An 18829-nucleotide genomic window follows, 5' to 3' on the forward strand; every position below is an offset into this window, starting at 1 on the left:
CTAGCCAGCAGCAGTTATTACGCACAACTTAGGAAATATTCATGCACTTAGCAAGTTTAGATAAGTATCAAAACATCGCAGTGGTTGGCCTCGGCCAAACCGGGCTGTCGGTGGTGCGTTACTTGCTAAGTCAGGGCGTTCAACCGGTGCTGTTCGATACTCGCGAACAACCACCCGGAGTAGCGCAGTTACCACCCACGCCAGCCCCTCTAGAGTTACATACTGGGCCGCTGCAGGTGGAACATATCTTGGGCATGGATTTACTGATTGTCAGCCCCGGTATTGATTTGCGTACCCCGGTACTGCAATTAGCCGCAGATGCAGCTATTCCAATCATCGGTGACATGGATTTGTTGGCGCTGCATTGGGCAGCCGCGCCCGACGCTGCCCCGGTGATGTTAGGCATTACTGGCTCTAATGGAAAATCGACCGTTACCCAGTTGCTGCATGATATTTTGGCGGAGCAAGGTATGGCCGTCGCCATGGGCGGTAATATTGGTATTCCGGTATTGGATTTGCTGGCACAACCAGCCAACATTTATGTGCTAGAGCTGTCCAGCTTTCAGTTAGAGTTGATGCACCAGTTACCGTTACGCGGCGCTACCATCCTCAATGTCAGCGATGACCATATGGATAGGTACCACAACCTTCACGACTACACCCATGCTAAACAACGCATCTATTTAAATGCAGACGTCGCGGTATGGAACCGTGACCAAGAACTTACGGCGCCCGTGTATATCCCGCCTAGTCGTCAACGTACTTTTGGGGCCGATACGGGCTTAGCCGATGGTATTGGCGATCTGACCCATGCGCAGTTTGGTTTGCTGCGCCAAGCGGATGGCTTGTGGTTGGCGTATCAAGGCAAACCGTTAGTGGCAGCCCATGAATTGGCCTTAAGCGGCATTCATAATTTGCTGAATGTGCAAGCGGCTTTGGCCTTGGCCGAGCTGGTTGGGGTAAAGCCAACGGCAGCGTTAGCGACGGTGAAGCAGTTCCGTGGCCTCGCCCATCGCTGTGAACTGGTAGCTGACCAGCAGGGTGTGCGCTGGGTGAATGACTCTAAAGCCACTAACATTGGTGCCGCTGAAGCAGCTATTCAGGGCCTGCGCGCCAGTGTCAGTGGTAAGCTGATTTTGATTGCTGGCGGGGATGGCAAAGGCGCCGATTTTAGTGCCTTTAAACCAGCTTTAGCGCAAGTAGATCACCTAATCGTGCTAGGCAAAGATGCCGAGCGCATCGCGCAACAAGTAGACCATGCGGAGCGCGTCAAAGATTTAGCCCAAGCGGTGGCCGTGGCTGCCTCCTTGGCAACGCCTGGCAGCATGGTGCTGTTATCGCCTGCATGTGCCAGTTTAGATATGTTCAACAATTATCAGCAACGCGGTGAGATGTTCCGTGCCGCCGTGGAGGCCTATTATGGCTGACACTCCAGCACGCACTGAACAACAACTCGAACTACCCATGCCCGACCGCGCTGAAGCGGTATGGCGGCAATGGGCGCAACGAGCCTGGCAATGGTGGTTGCCACAGCCGACGGTATTGTACGACCGAGTGCTGTTATGGCTGGCGTTCTGCCTCATCGCCATCGGCTTAGTGATGGTGAGCTCAGCGTCGTTTCCGGTTGGCGAACGGCTTACTGGTAATCCGTTTCATTTTGTTACGCGCCACGCCATTTACGTGCTGTTAGGCTTGGCCTTATTGGTGGTCTGTGTGCAAGTGCCGGTGCGCTGGTGGTATAACGGCAGTGGTTTACTGTTGCTGTTAGCCATGGCCCTGCTGGTGTTAGTTAGCGTAATTGGGCACGAAGTAAATGGCGCCAAACGCTGGATTAAAATCGGCCCGCTAACCCTGCAGGTAGCCGAAATCGCCAAGCTATTTTTTGTGCTCTATATCGCAAGTTACCTGACTCGACGTGTGGACCAGGTGCAAGAAAACTTACGTGGGTTTATTAAGCCATTGATCGTGCTGGCGTTGTTTGCAGGCTTGTTGCTGATGCAGCCAGACTTTGGCTCCTTGGTAGTGATGACTGCGATTGTGGTGGGCATGCTATTTTTAGCTGGCGCCAGGTTGTGGCAGTTCTTCGCCATCTTGATCACCTTTGCCGTGGTTATCACCTTGCTGATCATTCAAACGCCGTATCGGATGCGACGCATCGTGAGCTTTTTAGATCCGTGGCAGGACCCCTTTGGCAGCGGCTATCAGTTAACTCAATCTTTGATGGCCTTTGGTCGTGGTGACTGGTTTGGCCAAGGCTTGGGCAATAGCATTCAAAAGTTACAATATCTGCCCGAGGCCCATACCGATTTTATTATGGCCGTAGTTGGCGAAGAGCTTGGCTTTATCGGTATTCTGGTGATTTTGGTGTTGGCCTTTGCGCTGGTGTTACGCGCGTTGCAGCTAGGTCGCGCCGCATTACAAGTGAATCAGCAGTTTGGCGGTTTTGTCGCTTACGGCATCGGCATTTGGTTTGCCTTTCAAGCGATGGTTAACATTGGTGCCGCGGCCGGGCTGTTGCCCACCAAGGGCTTAACCCTACCTTTGGTCAGCTATGGGGGTACCAGCTTACTGATTAGCTGCGTAGCGCTGGGCTTGTTGATGCGAATTGATTACGAATATCGGGTTAGCCAAATCAAAGTGGCACCACGGCGAGTTAACACCAAACTAGGAGGGCAGGCATGAACAAAGTGATGATTGCTGCTGCCGGTACCGGTGGACACGTATTTCCGGCCCTCGCAGTTGCAGAAAAATTACGCAGTTACGGCTGGCAAGTGGTGTGGTTGGGCACCACGGAACAGCGGCTTGAGGCCAAAGTTGTTCCAGCTGCTGGTTTTACCCTAGAGCAAATTGATATGCAAGGCATGCGCGGGCATGGCTTACTACGTAAACTGATGACGCCATGGCGCTTGTTTAAAGCGGTACGGCAAAGTCGCAAACTGTTGCGCAAGCATCAAAGCCAGTTGTTACTTACCTTTGGTGGGTACGTGTGTGGGCCTGCCGGTGTGGCTGCGCGCAGTTTAGGTATTCCTTTACTGGTGCATGAACAGAATGCCGTGGCCGGACTCACCAACAAATTACTGGCGCGGATAGCACAACATGTGATGGTGGGCTTTGCTGCTGCGAAACAGCAACTACCGGGTGCCGAAGTTACTGGTAACCCCTTGCGGGCCCAGTGGGCGCAGCCTCACGCAAGTGCCAACCCAACCGCACAACCGTTGCGATTACTGATCGTGGGCGGCAGTCTGGGCGCTCAAGCGCTGAACCAAAGTGTGCCGGCAGCGGTAGCGCAGTTACCAGTAGCGCTATTGCAGCAACTGCAGGTACAGCATCAGTGCGGCGCGCAGCAAACGGCGGCGGTGCAGCAGGCCTATCAGGCGCTGCCGTTAGCCGAAGTGCAAGTACAAGAATTCATTGAAGATATGCACAGCGCCTACCAACAGGCGACGGTGGTGATTTGTCGTGCTGGCGCTTTGACCGTGGCTGAACTTGCGGTACTAGCAACCCCCGCGATTTTTGTGCCCTTGCCCCATGCCGTTGATGATCATCAAACGGCGAACGCCAATGAGTTGGTGAGCATCGGCGCAGCAAGGTTGCTACCGCAACCCCAATTACAGCAAGTTAGTCCGCTAGTGGCTCTGTTAGAAGAGCTGTTTAGTCAACCTGAGGTGCGTCAGCGGATGCGCCAACAGGCAGCTAGCTTAGCCCGCGTAGATGCAACCGAAGCGGTTGTGAATCAGTGTGAACGTTGGGCCAATCCAGAACAATTAACAGCAGGCAATAGGTTATGACAGAGCAAGTAACTGCTAACAGCATCCCTTCCGCACAGGTGAAGGTGCCGGCCATGCGGCGGGTCAAACGCATCCACTTTGTTGGTATCGGTGGCGCGGGTATGGGCGGTATTGCCGAAGTGTTATTACACCAAGGTTATCAAATCACCGGCTCAGATTTAGCAGAAAATGCGGTAACCCAGCGCTTGCGTCACTTTGGTGCGCAAGTATTTCTGGGGCATGCCGCCGAGCATGTGCAAGGCGCTGATGTGATTGTGGTGTCATCTGCCATAGCAGCGAGCAACCCCGAGTTAGTGGCAGCGCAACAGCAGTTTATTCCACAGGTACGACGGGCCGAGATGCTCGCCGAACTGATGCGGTTTCGCCATGGAGTTGCGATTGCTGGCACCCACGGTAAAACCACCACAACCAGCTTAATTGCCAGTATATTTGCCGAGGCCGAGCTAGATCCAACCTTTGTTATTGGCGGTTTGCTTAACAGCGCTGGCACCAATGCCCGACTGGGCACCAGTAAATACTTAATTGCTGAAGCCGACGAATCTGATGCCTCGTTCTTGCATTTACAGCCGATGGTCTCGGTCGTAACCAACATCGAAGCCGACCACATGGATACCTATGGTGGTGACTTTAATAAGCTGTTGGATACCTATGTGGAATTTTTGCACAACCTGCCGTTCTATGGTCTCGCGGTGATGTGCGTGGACGACCCTGTGGTACGTGAATTACTGCCAAGAATAGGCCGCCATATGATTACCTATGGCTTTAGCCAGGATGCTGATGTGCGCGGTAGCGATTATCGCCAGCAGGGCGGGCAAACCGAATTTACCGTGCATCGTGCCGGCCGCCAGCCGTTGCAGATTCGGCTGAATCTACCAGGCCAGCACAACGCCTTGAATGCGTTGGCAGCCATTGCCGTGGCCACCGATGAAGGGGTTGCCGACAGTGCGATTGTGAGCGCGTTAAACAAGTTTGGCGGCATTGGCCGACGCTTCCAGCATTTGGGCCAGTTCGAGTTGGCAGAAAGCGCAGGCGATGTGTTGCTGGTGGATGACTACGGCCACCACCCATCTGAAGTTGCGGTCACCATTGCGGCGGCCCGCGCCGGTTGGCCTGAGCGGCGCATTGTGATGGCGTTTCAGCCCCATCGCTATTCTCGTACCCGGGATTTGTTTGATGATTTTGTGCAGGTGTTAGGGCAAGTGGATGTGTTGCTATTACTGGACGTTTATAGCGCTGGCGAGGCCGCCATCAACGGCGCCGATAGCAAAGCCTTAGCACGAGCTTTACGGACGCGTGGGCAGATGGAACCTATTTATGTTGGCGATCGAACTCAACTCTATCAAGTGTTGGCCGATATTTTGCAGCCGGGCGATTTAATGCTAGCTCAAGGTGCCGGTAATATCGGCGCCATCGCTCGTGATTTGGCCGCGACGCAATTACAACCGGCCGCATTACGCCGGCTAGCCGCTACTGAACAGCAGCAGTCACAGGATAAAGGAGCCTAAAACGGTGAAACAGTTTGGTAAAGTTGCGGTATTGATGGGTGGGCATTCAGCCGAGCGCGAGGTGTCGTTGCGTTCTGGAGCCGCCGTGTTAGCCGCGTTGCAGAGTCAAGGAGTGGATGCGCACGGTTTCGATCCGGCTGAGCAGCCGCTCACCGAACTGGTCAGCCACGGCTTTCAGCGCGCTTTTATCGCGCTGCATGGGCGTGGCGGTGAAGATGGTGCGGTGCAAGGTGCACTGCAGTATTTAAATATCCCTTACACTGGCAGCGGGGTGTTGGGCTGCGCCCTAGCCATGGATAAAGTACGCACCAAGCGGGTCTGGCAAGGTGCGGGACTACCAGTAGCGGCAAGCGCAGTGGTGCGTCGTGAGCAGGCTGTCGACGTCGCCGGGTTATTGCAAGAGTTGGGCGGCAAAGTGATGGTGAAACCAGCCCAAGAAGGGTCAAGCATTGGCATGGGTTCTGCTAGTTCAGTGGCAGAACTCACGAACGCCTTAGCCCAAGCTCATCAGTACGATGATGAAGCCTTGGTAGAAGCTTGGTTGGCTGGGCCAGAGTACACCGTAGCTATTTTGGGTGATACGGCGTTACCGGCGATTCGGCTCCAGACCACCCACGAATTTTATGATTATGCGGCTAAGTACCAAGCTACGGATACCCAGTACCATTGTCCCGCAGGGTTATGCGAATTAGAAGAGCGTGCTCTTGGCCAATTGGCTTATAGTGCGTTTCAGGCCGTTGGCGGGCGCGGTTGGGGCCGTATTGATGTGATGTGCGATGCACAAGGTAACTACAAGCTACTCGAGGCTAACATGGTGCCCGGCATGACCACTAAGAGTTTGGTGCCGATGGCAGCGAAAGCAACGGGCCTGAGTTTTGAGCAACTGGTGCTGAGCATTTTGCAACACAGCGAGGTGTAAGGTGGCGGCAATCCGCTGGCAGTTTTGGCTAGGCTTGAGCTTTTTTACCAGCGTAGTCATGGCCACCCTAGCTGGCGCTATTTGGTTGTACTATCTGGCCATGGATGCCAACCAAGTACCTATTAACAAGCTGGTGGTGCAGGGTGAGTTGGTGTATTTGGAGCGTAGCGATGTGCGCGCCCTATTAACGGGCGAACCGCTGGGGAGTTTTTTCTCTGCCGATGTGAACGAGATTCGGCAGCGCTTAGAGCAGATGCCGTGGGTAGAACAGGCGTCGGTGCGCAAAGAATGGCCGGATGTGTTGCAAGTGTTTATTGTAGAGCGGCAACCCTTGGGGTATTGGAATGCGAAGCAGCGGCCGAACGCCTTAGTGAGCACCAAAGGTAGGGTATTTGAGGCTGATGTAAGCCGCATTGAAGTGCTGTTGCCTTACTTTGAAGGGCCCGAGAACGCTGTGTTAGAGACCCTTGAATATTATCAGCAAGTGCATGAATTATTGAAAATTAATGGTCACCAAGTAACAGCCTTACGGCTCAGTGAAAGGTTTTCGGTAGAAGTAGATTTGCTGGCGGGTATTACCCTCCGGCTGGGGCGTGAAGCCATCGTTGAACGAGTGCAGCGGTTTATTGATTTATTTCCGCAGATTGTGCGCCAACGGGCAACCCCAATAGCATATGTAGATTTGCGCTACGACACAGGTGTGGCCGTAGGCTGGAAACAACCAACAGAGAAACAAGAAAGAGAGTGACATAACATGTCGAAAGCAGCAGAGCGGAACATGGTTGTAGGGTTAGATATCGGCACCAGCAAAGTGGTGACGCTGATTGGCGAAGTGATGCCAGACGGCGAAATCAGTGTGATTGGCGTTGGTGCAGCCGCTGCCCGAGGCATGGATAAAGGGGGCGTGAACGACCTTAATCTGGTGGTGCAGTCGGTGCAGCGAGCCATCGAAGAAGCTGAGTTGATGGCGGACTGTCGCGTGGCCTCGGTATATCTAAATATTTCGGGGCGCCATATCGCTTGTCAGAACGAATCAGGCATGGTGCCGATTAACGAAGCCGAAGTAACCCAAGACGACGTCGATGCGGTGATTCATGCGGCTAAATCTGTGCCTATAGCGCAAGAGCGCCGCATTCTGCACGTGTTACCGCAAGAATTTATCATCGATTCTCAAGAGAGTATCAAAAGCCCTATTGGCATGTCTGGGGTACGCATGGAGGCACGGGTGCATATCATTACCTGTGCCAACGACATGGCCAAGAACATTGTGAAGGCAGTTGAACGCTGCAGTTTAAGCGTCGATTGCTTGGTGTTTTCAGCGTTGGCATCAAGTACTTCGGTGCTTACCGAAGACGAAAAAGATCTAGGCGTTGCGCTAGTGGATATGGGCGCGGGCACCATAGATATCTGTATCTATACCGGTGGCGTCTTGCGTCACACAGCGGTCATCCCTGCTGCAGGTAATCAAGTGACCAGCGATATTGCCAAGATCTTCCGCACCCCGCTGAATCACGCCGAAGAAATCAAAACCAAATACGCGTGTGCGCTGCGCCAGATGGTGAACAAAGACGAGCACATTGAAGTACCGTCAGTGGGTGGGCGTCCAGCGCGTAGTATGGAGCGGCATATCTTGGCTGAGGTGGTCGAGCCGCGCTATCAAGAACTGTTTGAGTTGATTCGTGACGAAATCACCAAAAGCGGCCTAGATGAACAGATTGCCGCTGGCATTGTCTTAACTGGAGGCTGCGGCCGCATGGAAGGCGCCATCGAATTTGCCGAAGAAATCTTCCAAATGCCGGTACGCTTAGGCGAGCCGTTAGGGATGCAAGGCTTAAGTGATTACGTGCAAGATCCTACCTATGCAACAGCCGTAGGATTATTGCGCTATGGGGCTGCCGATATGCAGCGTCAACAACAAGAAAAGAGTAGCACCAATGTCATTGGCATTGGTAAGCGCCTAGTAAGTTGGTTAAAAGGCGAGTTTTAATCAAAACAATGTTTTCAATGAAGTTTATGGGGTAGTACAATAAGCAGGTAACAGGAGAACTAACATGCCAGACGTATTCGAAGTAGTCGACAACTTTGATACTGACGCAGTGATTAAAGTCATTGGCGTTGGTGGTGGCGGTGGTAACGCCGTTAAACACATGATTCAAAACTCGATTGAGGGTGTTGAATTTTTAATTGCCAATACAGATGCGCAAGCATTACGCAATAATAATACCTACGGTACCATTCAGTTAGGCGCTGAAATTACCAAAGGTCTAGGTGCCGGGGCCAACCCAGAAATTGGCCGTCAGGCAGCCGAAGAAGCGCGTGAAGAAATTCGCGCTAAGCTTGAAGGCGCCGACATGGTATTTATTGCCGCAGGTATGGGCGGTGGTACCGGTACGGGTGCAGCGCCAGTAGTCGCAGAAGTTGCGAAAGAGCTGGGCATTTTGACCGTTGCCGTGGTGACCAAGCCGTTTCCGTTTGAGGGGAACCGACGGATGGCTGCAGCGAACGAAGGGATTGCACAATTAGCCCGTCATGTTGACTCGCTAATCACCATTCCTAACGAAAAGCTGTTGAAAGTATTAGGTAAATCAACGTCGTTGCTGGCCGCTTTTGCAGAAGCCAATAACGTCTTGTTAGGTGCGGTACAAGGCATCTCTGATTTGATTACCCGCGACGGTTTGATCAATGTCGACTTTGCTGACGTACGTACAGTGATGCGCGAAATGGGTACCGCTATGATGGGTACCGGTATCGCAAGTGGTGAAGACCGTGCGTCTGAAGCCGCAGAAATGGCGATTAACAGTCCGTTATTGGAAGACATCGACCTGTCAGGTGCACGTGGCGTGTTGTTGAACATCACCGCCGGCATGGATCTGAGCATGGAAGAGTTTGAAACTGTGGGTAACATCGTGAAGGGCTTTGTCTCTGAAAACGCCACAGTGATTGTCGGAACTGTAATCGACATGGATATGTCTGATGAGTTGCGGGTGACTGTAGTTGCAACGGGGATTGGCGGTGAGCGTAAGCCAGATATCTCGATTGTAACTAAGCCGAAAACCGAAGAGCGTCCTACTTACGGTTCACGTACTACGCCTAACCGCACTGCGAGTTATGGCGGTGCGACAGCACCAAAGTTTGACCAAGAACTCGACGAAGAAGAGCAAGAGCTGGTAGAGCCGCAAGCAACTAAGCCTGCAGCTAAGCCACAAGGCTCGCAACGTAACGATATGGATTATTTAGATATTCCAGCGTTTTTACGTCGTCAGGTCGACTAATAATCACACAATATTGTGATGTTAGCGGTGTTTTGATAAACTATTGCGCCTTTTGCTGGTCCAATGACTAGATGAGAAGAGAGAATAGATGATTAAACAACGTACCATAAAGCAACCTATTGCAACCACAGGTGTGGGTTTGCATAAGGGTAACAAGGTTCATTTATCGCTGCGTCCAGCGCCGGTTAATACTGGCTTGGTGTTTCGGCGGGTAGATTTGAACCCAGCTGTTGATATTCCTGCTAACGCTGAGTTAGTGCGGGATACGCGTATGTGTACCTGTTTAATCAATGATGACAACGTGCGTGTATCAACGGTTGAGCATTTGCTCGCTGCGATCGCTGCGATGGGCATCGATAACTTGATCATCGAAGTCGATAGCCATGAAATTCCGATCATGGATGGTAGCTCACACCCATTTATTTACCTGCTACAGAGCGCAGGAATTGAAGAGCAGGGCGCAGCCAAAAAGTTTATTAAGATCAAGCAGCCGGTTCGGGTTGAAGAAGATGACAAATGGGCGGAACTACTACCCCATGATGGCTTCCGCATTGATTTTGCCATCGACTTTGACCATCCGGCTATTGCTGACACCAAGCAAATGGTGAGCATTGACTTCAATAGCAACAATTTCATCAAAGAAATTAGCCGAGCTCGCACCTTCGGCTTTATGAAAGATATTGAGTTTTTGCGTGCTAACAACTTAGCCCTCGGCGGCAGCTTTGATAACGCCGTGGTGTTAGATGAGTTCCGTATTTTAAACAGCGATGGCTTGCGTTACGACGACGAGTTCGTGAAGCACAAGGTTCTTGATGCCGTGGGCGATTTATACATGGGCGGGTATGCTATTTTGGGCAACTTGCGTGCGTTCAAATCGGGCCATGCGCTCAATAATCAGCTGTTACGGGCGGTGCTACAAAATCAAGAAGCGTGGGAATTTGTCACCTTCGACGATGACGTTGCTGAAGCACCTATTGCGTTTGCCAATCCGATTTTGGCCTAAGCAAGCAATCAGCACGAGCAGTAAGTGCAATAAATAACGAAAGGCTCTGACAGTATCACTGCAGAGCCTTTTTTGTTGGGTAACTCAGATTAGCCAATTCAGGCCAGCTAACTCTCGTTGGCCGCGTCAGCCTCGTACTTATCGGCTAAGGCCAATAACTGCGAACGCAGGGGCTCTGGACAAAGCTGTGCTTGTTGGCGTAATTGGCTGGCTGCCGAGCTTTTGCTGGGGGCAGAGCCGCTGCCAGCGGGTGCTGTTGTCGGTTGCGGTGGCACCGGCGCTGCAGGCGTTGGGTTGTGATTATCAGCCTGTCTCATCGCCGGGGTTTGGCTCACGGGACGCACCTGCACTTCTAGCTGGTTGATTGCAGTCGTAGAATTAGCGGCAAAATGCGTTATAATGCGCCCTTGTTGAAGTTTTAGCCGGCTGGCAATAGTGCCTGAGGCAGCTTCAATAACCAAGGTGTTGGCTCGCACTGATAGCACCTTACAATAAGCACTAAGAGGCGCCAGCTGTAACGATATCAAACAATCGTTTAAAAGCTGTTGCCAGAGTTGGTATTGCTCGGTAAAGTCAGTAAAACGCCGTAGCTGCTTACCATCTATAAGCTGTTGTAAATTGCGTGGGCGGGTACGGGCCATAAAATCATTCATTAGCAACGAGAGATTGCATGAGTTTAACAGTCTTCTATCGAGGCTCCAAAGTTAAATTCGGTATCAAACTTAGTCGGCGGCGCATGCTGTCGTTAGCTGGGTTGGCCGCATTAGGCGTGCTGGCGGTAACTAAGCCGTGGCAAGCAGGAAGCCTCGATCTCGATCAAGCACGGCAGAATATCAGCAAAGAGCAATTGGCTTTAGCTGCGCAAGAGCAAGCTGTGCAAGCGCTAAAAGCTGATACCGAGAAAAAATTAACAGCCATGACCATCTATTTGGGTGAGATGCAATCGCAGCTGCGTCGACTTGACGCCTTAGGCCAGCGGTTAGCATCCGTTGCCGAATTGGATAATGGCGAATTTGACTTTAATGAGCCGCCCCAGTTGATTATGGGTGGCCCTGAAGTAGCTATTACCGAAGCACCAGCCGTAGACGCGCGCGATGTGATTGAACGCATCGAAGCCATGATGGGTGAGCTTTCCAACAAACAAAAACAATTGGCGCTACTTGAGTCTGTGATGATGAGTCACCATATCTCAGCAGAGAGCTACATTGCTGGGCGCCCTATCGAGAAAGGCTGGCTCTCGTCGCAGTATGGGGTTCGTAAAGATCCTTTTAACGGTAATCCAGCCATGCATAAAGGCCTCGACTTCGCCAGTTTAGAAGAAGGCGCAGGCGTTTTTGCCACTGGTGCTGGGGTAGTAACCTGGGCAGGGGAACGCTCTGGCTATGGCAAGTTAATTGAAATTGATCATGGGGGTGGCCTCAAAACGCGTTACGGCCACAGTAAAGAATTGCTGGTTAAAGAAGGTGACGTGGTCACCCGCGGCCAGCGTATTGCCTTAATTGGCAGCACCGGGCGCTCTACGGGGCCCCATGTTCATTACGAAGTGCTGCGCAATAATAAGCAAATCGACCCCTATAAATACGTATACCGCTCGGCCGAATAGGCCCAGCGGTTTTCACCACAGGAACACGCATTCTCATGTTAGGTAGTTTATTCCGTAAGGTTTTTGGTAGCCGCAACGATCGTATTCTGAAAGGTTTACAAAAGAACGTTCAAAAAATTAACGCCATAGAGCCAGAATTCGAAGCCCTCAGCGATGAAGAACTCAAACAAAAAACGGCTGAATTCAAACAACGCATCGCTGCTGGTGAAACGCTGGATAATTTGCTCGTAGAAGCTTTTGCCACAGTCCGTGAAGCATCCAAGCGAGTGTTTAAGATGCGCCACTTTGATGTGCAGCTAATAGGCGGCATGATCTTAAACAACAACCGTATTGCAGAAATGCGTACCGGTGAAGGTAAAACCTTAACGGCGACTTTATCCGCTTACTTGAATGCCTTGGCAGGTAAAGGTGTTCACATAGTTACGGTGAACGATTATTTGGCTCGTCGTGATGCGGAAACCAACCGCCCGCTGTTTGAATTTTTGGGCATGACGGTAGCCTTTAACATCCCCGGTATGCAGCAGCACGACAAGCGCCTCGCTTACGCTGCTGACATCACCTACGGTACCAACAACGAGTTTGGCTTTGATTACCTGCGCGATAACATGGCGTTTCGTCCAGAAGACCGCGTACAACGCGAGCTCAACTACGCCATCGTCGATGAAGTCGACTCGATTTTGATCGATGAAGCCCGTACCCCATTGATCATCTCGGGTGCCGCGGAAGACAGTTCAGACATGTACACGCGCATGAACGAGCTGGTACCTATGTTGGTACGTCAAGAGAAAGAAGATACCGAAGAAGAGCGAGGTGAAGGCGATTTCACCATCGATGAAAAATCTAAGCAGTTGCACTTAACTGAACATGGCCAAGAACACGTTGAGCAGATCTTGAAAGAACGCGGCATGCTGGCTGAGGACGACTCGCTCTACAACGCTGCCAATATCACCTTGCTCCATCACGTGAACGCCGCATTGCGCGCCAATCACCTGTTCCAAAAAGATGTTGATTACATCGTCAAAGACGACCAAATCGTGATTGTTGATGAGCATACCGGGCGTACGATGGAAGGCCGCCGTTGGTCTGAAGGCTTACACCAAGCAATTGAAGCGAAAGAAGGGGTGCGTATTCAGAACGAGAACCAAACCTTGGCCTCGATCACCTTCCAGAACTACTTCCGTCTCTACAACAAGTTAGCGGGTATGACAGGTACCGCCGATACCGAAGCCTTTGAGTTTCAAAGTATCTATGGCCTAGAAACTGTGGTGATCCCAACCAACCGACCGATGGTTCGTGATGATCGTGCAGACTTGATTTTTATTACCGCTGAAGAAAAATACGAAGCTATCGTGAACGACATTGAAGAGTGCCGCAAAGCACAGCGTCCTGTGCTGGTGGGTACTATTTCGATTGAAACTTCCGAACTACTATCACGGTTACTGAAGAAAAAGAAAATCCCACACAACGTGCTGAACGCCAAGTTCCACGAACGTGAGGCTGATATCGTAGCCCAAGCCGGTTTACCAGGTGCAGTCACCATAGCTACCAACATGGCTGGGCGTGGTACCGACATCGTCTTAGGTGGTAATTTACAAGCTGAAATTGAAGCCTTGAAAGAGCCAACCCCAGAGCAAATCGAGCAAGTGAAAGCGGCTTGGCAGCAACGCCACGATGCCGTGTTAGCCGCCGGTGGTTTGCATATTATTGGTACTGAGCGTCATGAATCTCGCCGTATCGATAACCAACTGCGTGGTCGTGCCGGGCGTCAAGGTGATGCCGGTTCATCGCGCTTCTATTTATCGCTAGAAGATAGCTTGATGCGGATTTTTGCCTCAGACCGTATGGCTGGCATGATGAAGCGTTTGGGCATGAAACGCGGAGAAGCCATAGAGCACCCGTGGGTTAGCCGAGCCATTGAAAACGCACAACGTAAAGTTGAAGGCCGTAACTTTGATATGCGTAAACAGCTATTAGAGTACGATGACGTAGCTAACGACCAACGTAAAGTGGTGTACGAGCAGCGCAACGAACTACTGGATGAAGGTGATATTTCTGACACCATAAAAGTGATTCGTGCCGATGTGATGGACAGCGTTATCAGCGAATATATTGCACCGCAGTCACTGCATGAAATGTGGGATATTGCCGGTTTAGAAGAACGTTTACGTGCAGATTTCGCCCTACCGTTGCCAATTCAGCAGTGGTTAGACGAAGATGAGCGTTTACACGAAGAGAAGCTGCGCGAGCGCATCCTAACGGAACTCGAGCAAGCGTATGAGCAAAAAGAGCAGATGGTTGGCCCTGAAGTACTGCGCCAGTTTGAAAAAACCATCATGCTGCAGAGCCTAGATACCCACTGGAAAGAACACTTGGCCTCGATGGACCATTTGCGCCAAGGCATTCATTTGCGCAGTTATGCGCAGAAGAATCCGAAGCAAGAATACAAGCGTGAAGCTTTTGAGTTGTTTTCAGACATGCTGGAATCGTTAAAGCTTGAAGTGATTACCATTTTGAGCAAAGTACGGGTACGTGCCGAAGAAGACGTTGAAGCCGTAGAGGCTAAACGAGCTGCTGCGGCTGCCGCTCAGCGCCAAGAGTATCAACACGAAAGTGCCAGTACCAGTGGCGCCGACCAGCCTAGCGCACCAGCCGGCCCAGCTCCGGTTGGTCGTAACGATCCATGCCCATGTGGCTCTGGTAAGAAATTTAAACAGTGCCATGGCAAGCTCTAATCGCGTTCACGTGGCCGTTGGCGTTATTGAAGATGCCAATGGCCATATCTTTATCAGTTGTCGCCACCCACATTTACATCAAGGCGGTAAATGGGAGTTTCCTGGAGGCAAGGTAGAGGCAAACGAGAGCGTCTATGAGGCGCTTTGTCGTGAGTTGCTAGAAGAGTGTAATCTAACTGTGCAGCAAGCCTGTCCACTAACGGTGATCACCCACGATTACAGTGACAAGCAAGTGCTACTGGATGTGTGGATGGTGACCGCGTTTAGTGGTTCGGTAAGCCAGCAAGAAGGGCAGCAGTGGCGCTGGGTGCCGGTCTATGAATTGGATGCTTATCCGTTTCCGCCGGCCAATCAGCCGATTATTGAGATCTTACAACGGCGTTAAGTTCACTGATCAGCAGGGCATTGATGCAGGCACTTAAGCGAAAACTTAAGGGCACAAGGCCAAATCAAAGGCCACATCATGGTCGACCGAGGCCCTGCCATTAACGGGCTCATAGCGCATAAACCTGATACTAAATCGCTGTTTATGGCCAGAAATGACCGGATAGGCAGCAACCTCAGGGGCAACTTTGATGCGTAGTAAGCTCAAGGGTTCGGTGCTCTCTTGCAGGAGCCCATTACTGGCCACCACCGTATTAAACCGCGCTTGCCCGCGCAACAGTTCTAGCTCTAGCGCCAAACCGCGCATTAACACGTCTAACTCAGCCCACCACCCAGCAGTATCTTGATCGCGGGTGGCTTGGGGTAAATGCAGCCAGTAGTGCAGTTGTGGCACATCAAAGTTACAGGTGCCACCTGGCATCGCAAAGCGCTGGCGGATAACACTTAGCAAGCGGTCTTGTTTAAGCGCACTGCCGACCCGGTTGAGCGGCTGAATCGCACTTAAAGCACCATGCACGCGCTGCATGGTTTGCTGCAATTGGTCATGATTCACTTCGGGATGCTGCGACCAGACCTGTAATTGGGCGCGGCGTTTATCTAAATCCTTTTGCACATCGGTGCGCACATCGCTGCGTTCGCAAATATCCAAAATAGCGAACAGCGCACTGAAGTAACGGGTGTAGTTCTGTTGCGTTACTGGCGTGTGCGGTTGTAATGCGGCCAAGATATGTTCAAGGCGCAAATAAGTTCTCACCCGCTCTAGTAACGGGTATTCATAAGCGATCATCGGCTGGTTATCGTTATTATGCATGGCTTCTATCATAGCGGCTTATGAGCAAGTTTCAATTGTTGTCTGCCTTAGCAAGTGCTAAGCGCAGGTAAAGCTCATGTAAGCGCTCTACTTGTTTGGTTAAAGCGGCCGGTTCACCATTGTTATCAATCACGTTATCGGCGGCTGCGAGTCGTTCCGTACGGCTGGCCTGCGCGGCCATGATGGCGTCCACTTGGCTAGCATCTACTTGGTCACGAATTAAGGTGCGTTGGCGCTGATGATGCTCATCAACATCCACAACCAGCACCCGATCACATAATTGGGTTAAGCGATTTTCGACCAACAGGGGGGCTGACAGCATCACGTAGGGTGACGTGGCCTGTGTTAATTGCTCAAGGATCTGTTGCCGAATCAGTGGATGGGTCAGTTCATTGAGCCACTGCTTGGCCTCTGGGTGGGTAAAAATGTGCTGGCGTAGCCATGCTCGGTCTAGTTCACCGTCAGCCAATAGCGCTTGCGGGCCAAACTTTGCGGCAACTGCGGCGAGCGCCTGTTGCCCCGTTGCTGAGGTTGAATCAAAGATACTGCGGGCAATCACATCAGCATCCACAATCTCAATACCCTGAGCGGCAAACAGATCGGTCACCGTGGTTTTACCGCTGCCAATACCGCCGGTTACTCCTACCACTAACATCTAATAACCCCCGCCCATTAACCATTGCCAATAGCCATGCAGGATTTGTTCACCCCAAAGCATCGCAATCACGCCACCACAAATTAAAAAGGGCCCGAACGGAATCGGTTGGCCCTGGCGCTGCTTATTGATTTGCTGATAGATGATGCCAAGCACGGCACCGCTGGCGGCGGCGGCGATAACAATCACCGGCAACATTTGGTAGCCAGCCCAGGCGCCAAACGCCGCCAGGAGCTTGAAATCACCATAGCCCATACCTTCCTTACCGGTTAGCAACTTAAACGCCCAATACACACTCCACAGGCTTAAATAACCCGCGGCAGCACCTATCACGGCATCTGCTAGCGGAATATGGCCATGGTACAGGGTGAACAAGAGGCCGCTCCATAGCATGAGGTAGGTCATTTGATCCGGCAGAATCATTTCGTCCGCATCAATAAAGAACATGCAAATCAGTAAACAGGCTAACCCCATGTAGACCAAGCTAGGAATTGTGATACCGCCGTACCAAGCCAACAGAGCAAACACCACACCGGTTAGTAATTCGATTAGCGGGTAGCGAGCAGAAATGCCGGTACGGCAATTGCGGCACTTGGCTTTCAGCAACAACCAACTGACCACCGGAATATTGTCATACCAAGCTATCTTGTGATTGCATTTAGGGCAGCGTGAGGGCGGGTAGGCGAGGTTGAAAGGCTCGGCTTTGGTTGGCGTGGCAGCAGCCTCCGCTGAGCTAGCCTGCAAGGCTGCGCATTCTTGTCGCCATTGGCGCTGCAGCATCAGTGGAAAGCGGCCAATCACCACATTCAAAAAACTACCAATCACTAAACCAAACACCAGTGCTGTGAGGGTTAACCAGACTGACTCTGCAGGAAACTCCGCCATCTATCCAACCACCTTACCTAAACTAAAGATCGGCAGATACATGGCTACAATCAAGCCACCCACCAAACCACCAATAACCACCATGATCATCGGCTCTAATAAGGCCGTAAGATTATCTACCAGGTCGTCGACTTCGCGCTCATAAATTGAGGCAACTTTGCTTAACATATCGTCTAACTTACCGGCTTCTTCGCCGATAAACACCATTTGTACCGCTAACGTAGGGAACACATCTTGAGCTTGCATGGCCGTGTTCATCTGCATGCCTGAGGTCACCTCATCGCGGATCCGCAAAATAGCATCGCGGTAGAGGGCATTACCTGAGGCTCCAGCGGCAGAGTCGAGGGCACTGATCAAGGGCACCCCAGCGGCAAAGGTGGTCGACAGAGTTTGAGCAAATCGCGCCACCGCAGCTTTATTTAGAATGTCTTTGATGACGGGGATTTTGAGTGACAGCAGATCCACTCGGTCGCGTAGCGCCAAACTCTTATTGTAGGCGCGCTTAAACAGCCAAGCACCGACAAAAATCGCGGCTGCAACATATAAAAAATAGGCTTGTACAATTTCGCTTAAAGTGACCACAAACTGGGTCATGGCGGGCAGCTCTGCCCCAAAGTCTTTAAATACGGCTTCAAACTGTGGCACCACATACACCAGCAAGATCACGGTAACCACCAAGGCCACCACAATCACCGAGGCGGGATACACCAAGGCTTTCTTGATTTTAGCCTTGAGTGCTTCGGATTTTTCGCGGTAAGTTGCGATGCGGTCAAAAATATTCTCGAGGTTACCTGACTGCTCACCTGATTCAACCAGATCACAATAAAGATCATCAAACACCCGTGGATGCTGGCGCAGTGAACTCGCAAAAGGTGCCCCTGCCGCGGTTTGGTTGGCGAGATCTTGCATCAACTCACGAATTTTGGGGTTCTCGGAGCCTTTTGCCACCATCTCTAAGGATTGCAATAGGGGAACTTGCGCACCTAACATGGTTGCGATTTGTCGAGTAAAAATCGCCACGTCGGCGCCGGTAATGTTTTTACCGCCAAATAGCGGCTTACGCTTTTTCTTGATGGTTCTGGGGGTGACCCCTTGGCTACGCAAGTTAGCCCGCACCATTCGGTCATTATCAGCACGCATCACGCCTTTAATGCGCTTGCCGCGACGGTTAATCCCGGTCCATTCAAACTCGGTGATATCTTTCATGGCTTTTGTTGTGCTTGCCATCCCCGTACCTTTTGCTGTTAACGTTAGTGAGGTGCTGCCGACGTC

17 protein-coding genes are annotated in these 18829 nt (G+C 51.6%); 12 read left to right on the plus strand and 5 right to left on the minus strand.

The genetic code is table 11. The annotated features are described in order from the left end of the window. The first annotated feature begins 41 nt into the window (after positions 1 to 41). From murD to lpxC, 9 genes are all read left to right on the plus strand, one after another. On the plus strand, positions 42 to 1427 hold the full coding sequence (murD, locus tag AB8S08_RS01755; protein WP_369743221.1) for a UDP-N-acetylmuramoyl-L-alanine--D-glutamate ligase: 1386 nt from the start codon (positions 42 to 44) through the stop codon (positions 1425 to 1427). Further along, positions 1420 to 2682, plus strand: a complete 1263-nt coding sequence (gene ftsW / locus AB8S08_RS01760; protein WP_194928192.1) for a cell division protein FtsW — start codon at positions 1420 to 1422, stop codon at positions 2680 to 2682. Before murD ends, ftsW begins: the two co-directional genes overlap by 8 nt. Continuing rightward, positions 2679 to 3788: an undecaprenyldiphospho-muramoylpentapeptide beta-N-acetylglucosaminyltransferase gene (gene murG, locus AB8S08_RS01765; protein ID WP_369743223.1), complete on the plus strand. Its 1110-nt coding sequence runs from the start codon at positions 2679 to 2681 to the stop codon at positions 3786 to 3788. The genes ftsW and murG overlap by 4 nt, the downstream gene beginning before the upstream one ends. Beyond that, positions 3785 to 5293, plus strand: a complete 1509-nt coding sequence (gene murC / locus AB8S08_RS01770; protein WP_369743225.1) for a UDP-N-acetylmuramate--L-alanine ligase — start codon at positions 3785 to 3787, stop codon at positions 5291 to 5293. The genes murG and murC overlap by 4 nt, the downstream gene beginning before the upstream one ends. Positions 5294 to 5297: 4 nt before the next feature. After that, a complete protein-coding gene (locus tag AB8S08_RS01775) occupies positions 5298 to 6212 on the plus strand; it encodes a D-alanine--D-alanine ligase (RefSeq protein ID WP_369743226.1) in 915 nt (304 codons plus the stop codon). A gap of 1 nt (position 6213) precedes the next feature. After that, positions 6214 to 6960, plus strand: coding sequence for a cell division protein FtsQ/DivIB (locus AB8S08_RS01780; protein WP_257119922.1), 747 nt, complete (start codon positions 6214 to 6216; stop codon positions 6958 to 6960). Positions 6961 to 6966: 6 nt separating this feature from the next. Further along, positions 6967 to 8199: a cell division protein FtsA gene (ftsA, locus tag AB8S08_RS01785; RefSeq protein WP_110075949.1), complete on the plus strand. Its 1233-nt coding sequence runs from the start codon at positions 6967 to 6969 to the stop codon at positions 8197 to 8199. Between the two features lie 64 nt (positions 8200 to 8263). Then, a complete protein-coding gene (gene ftsZ / locus AB8S08_RS01790) occupies positions 8264 to 9484 on the plus strand; it encodes a cell division protein FtsZ (protein WP_369743228.1) in 1221 nt (406 codons plus the stop codon). Between the two features lie 88 nt (positions 9485 to 9572). Beyond that, positions 9573 to 10487, plus strand: a complete 915-nt coding sequence (gene lpxC / locus AB8S08_RS01795) for a UDP-3-O-acyl-N-acetylglucosamine deacetylase (protein WP_313932885.1) — start codon at positions 9573 to 9575, stop codon at positions 10485 to 10487. A 107-nt stretch (positions 10488 to 10594) separates the two neighbouring features. On the opposite strand, the gene AB8S08_RS01800 is transcribed toward lpxC, so the two are convergent. After that, on the minus strand, positions 10595 to 11128 hold the full coding sequence (locus tag AB8S08_RS01800) for a DciA family protein (protein ID WP_369743230.1): 534 nt from the start codon (positions 11126 to 11128) through the stop codon (positions 10595 to 10597). A 29-nt stretch (positions 11129 to 11157) separates the two neighbouring features. Here AB8S08_RS01800 and AB8S08_RS01805 point away from each other — a divergent pair, with 29 nt between their 5' ends. The 3 genes from AB8S08_RS01805 to mutT are packed head-to-tail and all read left to right on the plus strand — an operon-like array spanning position 11158 to position 15207. Then, the gene (locus AB8S08_RS01805; RefSeq protein ID WP_369743232.1) at positions 11158 to 12090 is read left to right on the plus strand and encodes a M23 family metallopeptidase; all 933 of its coding nucleotides are present in this window, start codon (positions 11158 to 11160) and stop codon (positions 12088 to 12090) included. A gap of 35 nt (positions 12091 to 12125) precedes the next feature. Continuing rightward, entirely contained in the window at positions 12126 to 14822 is a 2697-nt protein-coding gene (secA, locus tag AB8S08_RS01810; RefSeq protein ID WP_110075944.1) for a preprotein translocase subunit SecA, read from the plus strand. Then, positions 14809 to 15207: an 8-oxo-dGTP diphosphatase MutT gene (gene mutT / locus AB8S08_RS01815; protein WP_369743234.1), complete on the plus strand. Its 399-nt coding sequence runs from the start codon at positions 14809 to 14811 to the stop codon at positions 15205 to 15207. The genes secA and mutT overlap by 14 nt, the downstream gene beginning before the upstream one ends. 45 nt (positions 15208 to 15252) lie before the next feature. On the opposite strand, the gene zapD is transcribed toward mutT, so the two are convergent. From zapD to AB8S08_RS01835, 4 genes are read right to left on the minus strand one after another with little or no spacing between them, the layout of a single operon-like run. Further along, a complete protein-coding gene (gene zapD / locus AB8S08_RS01820; protein ID WP_369743235.1) occupies positions 15253 to 16017 on the minus strand; it encodes a cell division protein ZapD in 765 nt (254 codons plus the stop codon). A gap of 31 nt (positions 16018 to 16048) precedes the next feature. Continuing rightward, positions 16049 to 16672, minus strand: coding sequence for a dephospho-CoA kinase (gene coaE / locus AB8S08_RS01825; protein WP_369743237.1), 624 nt, complete (start codon positions 16670 to 16672; stop codon positions 16049 to 16051). Further along, the gene (locus AB8S08_RS01830) at positions 16673 to 17557 is read right to left on the minus strand and encodes an A24 family peptidase (RefSeq protein WP_369743239.1); all 885 of its coding nucleotides are present in this window, start codon (positions 17555 to 17557) and stop codon (positions 16673 to 16675) included. It lies immediately after the preceding gene. Beyond that, positions 17558 to 18784, minus strand: coding sequence for a type II secretion system F family protein (locus tag AB8S08_RS01835; RefSeq protein WP_369743240.1), 1227 nt, complete (start codon positions 18782 to 18784; stop codon positions 17558 to 17560). Positions 18785 to 18829: the final 45 nt, after the last annotated feature.

It is taken from the genome of Pseudidiomarina sp. PP-1MA (assembly GCF_041200125.1).
Classification (GTDB): Bacteria; Pseudomonadota; Gammaproteobacteria; order Enterobacterales; family Alteromonadaceae; genus Pseudidiomarina; species Pseudidiomarina fusca.

What these genes read in the sequence shown, in the direction of transcription:
- murC (WP_369743225.1), top strand. Translation starts at nt 3,785, where the DNA reads ATGACAGAGCAAGTAACTGCTAACAGCATCCCTTCCGCACAGGTGAAG.
- lpxC (WP_313932885.1), top strand. Translation starts at nt 9,573, where the DNA reads ATGATTAAACAACGTACCATAAAGCAACCTATTGCAACCACAGGTGTG.
- AB8S08_RS01835 (WP_369743240.1), bottom strand. Translation starts at nt 18,784, where the DNA reads ATGGCAAGCACAACAAAAGCCATGAAAGATATCACCGAGTTTGAATGG.
- AB8S08_RS01805 (WP_369743232.1), top strand. Translation starts at nt 11,158, where the DNA reads ATGAGTTTAACAGTCTTCTATCGAGGCTCCAAAGTTAAATTCGGTATC.
- mutT (WP_369743234.1), top strand. Translation starts at nt 14,809, where the DNA reads ATGGCAAGCTCTAATCGCGTTCACGTGGCCGTTGGCGTTATTGAAGAT.
- AB8S08_RS01830 (WP_369743239.1), bottom strand. Translation starts at nt 17,557, where the DNA reads ATGGCGGAGTTTCCTGCAGAGTCAGTCTGGTTAACCCTCACAGCACTG.
- ftsW (WP_194928192.1), top strand. Translation starts at nt 1,420, where the DNA reads ATGGCTGACACTCCAGCACGCACTGAACAACAACTCGAACTACCCATG.
- secA (WP_110075944.1), top strand. Translation starts at nt 12,126, where the DNA reads ATGTTAGGTAGTTTATTCCGTAAGGTTTTTGGTAGCCGCAACGATCGT.
- AB8S08_RS01800 (WP_369743230.1), bottom strand. Translation starts at nt 11,128, where the DNA reads ATGGCCCGTACCCGCCCACGCAATTTACAACAGCTTATAGATGGTAAG.
- murG (WP_369743223.1), top strand. Translation starts at nt 2,679, where the DNA reads ATGAACAAAGTGATGATTGCTGCTGCCGGTACCGGTGGACACGTATTT.
- murD (WP_369743221.1), top strand. Translation starts at nt 42, where the DNA reads ATGCACTTAGCAAGTTTAGATAAGTATCAAAACATCGCAGTGGTTGGC.
- coaE (WP_369743237.1), bottom strand. Translation starts at nt 16,672, where the DNA reads ATGTTAGTGGTAGGAGTAACCGGCGGTATTGGCAGCGGTAAAACCACG.
- ftsZ (WP_369743228.1), top strand. Translation starts at nt 8,264, where the DNA reads ATGCCAGACGTATTCGAAGTAGTCGACAACTTTGATACTGACGCAGTG.
- zapD (WP_369743235.1), bottom strand. Translation starts at nt 16,017, where the DNA reads ATGCATAATAACGATAACCAGCCGATGATCGCTTATGAATACCCGTTA.
- ftsA (WP_110075949.1), top strand. Translation starts at nt 6,967, where the DNA reads ATGTCGAAAGCAGCAGAGCGGAACATGGTTGTAGGGTTAGATATCGGC.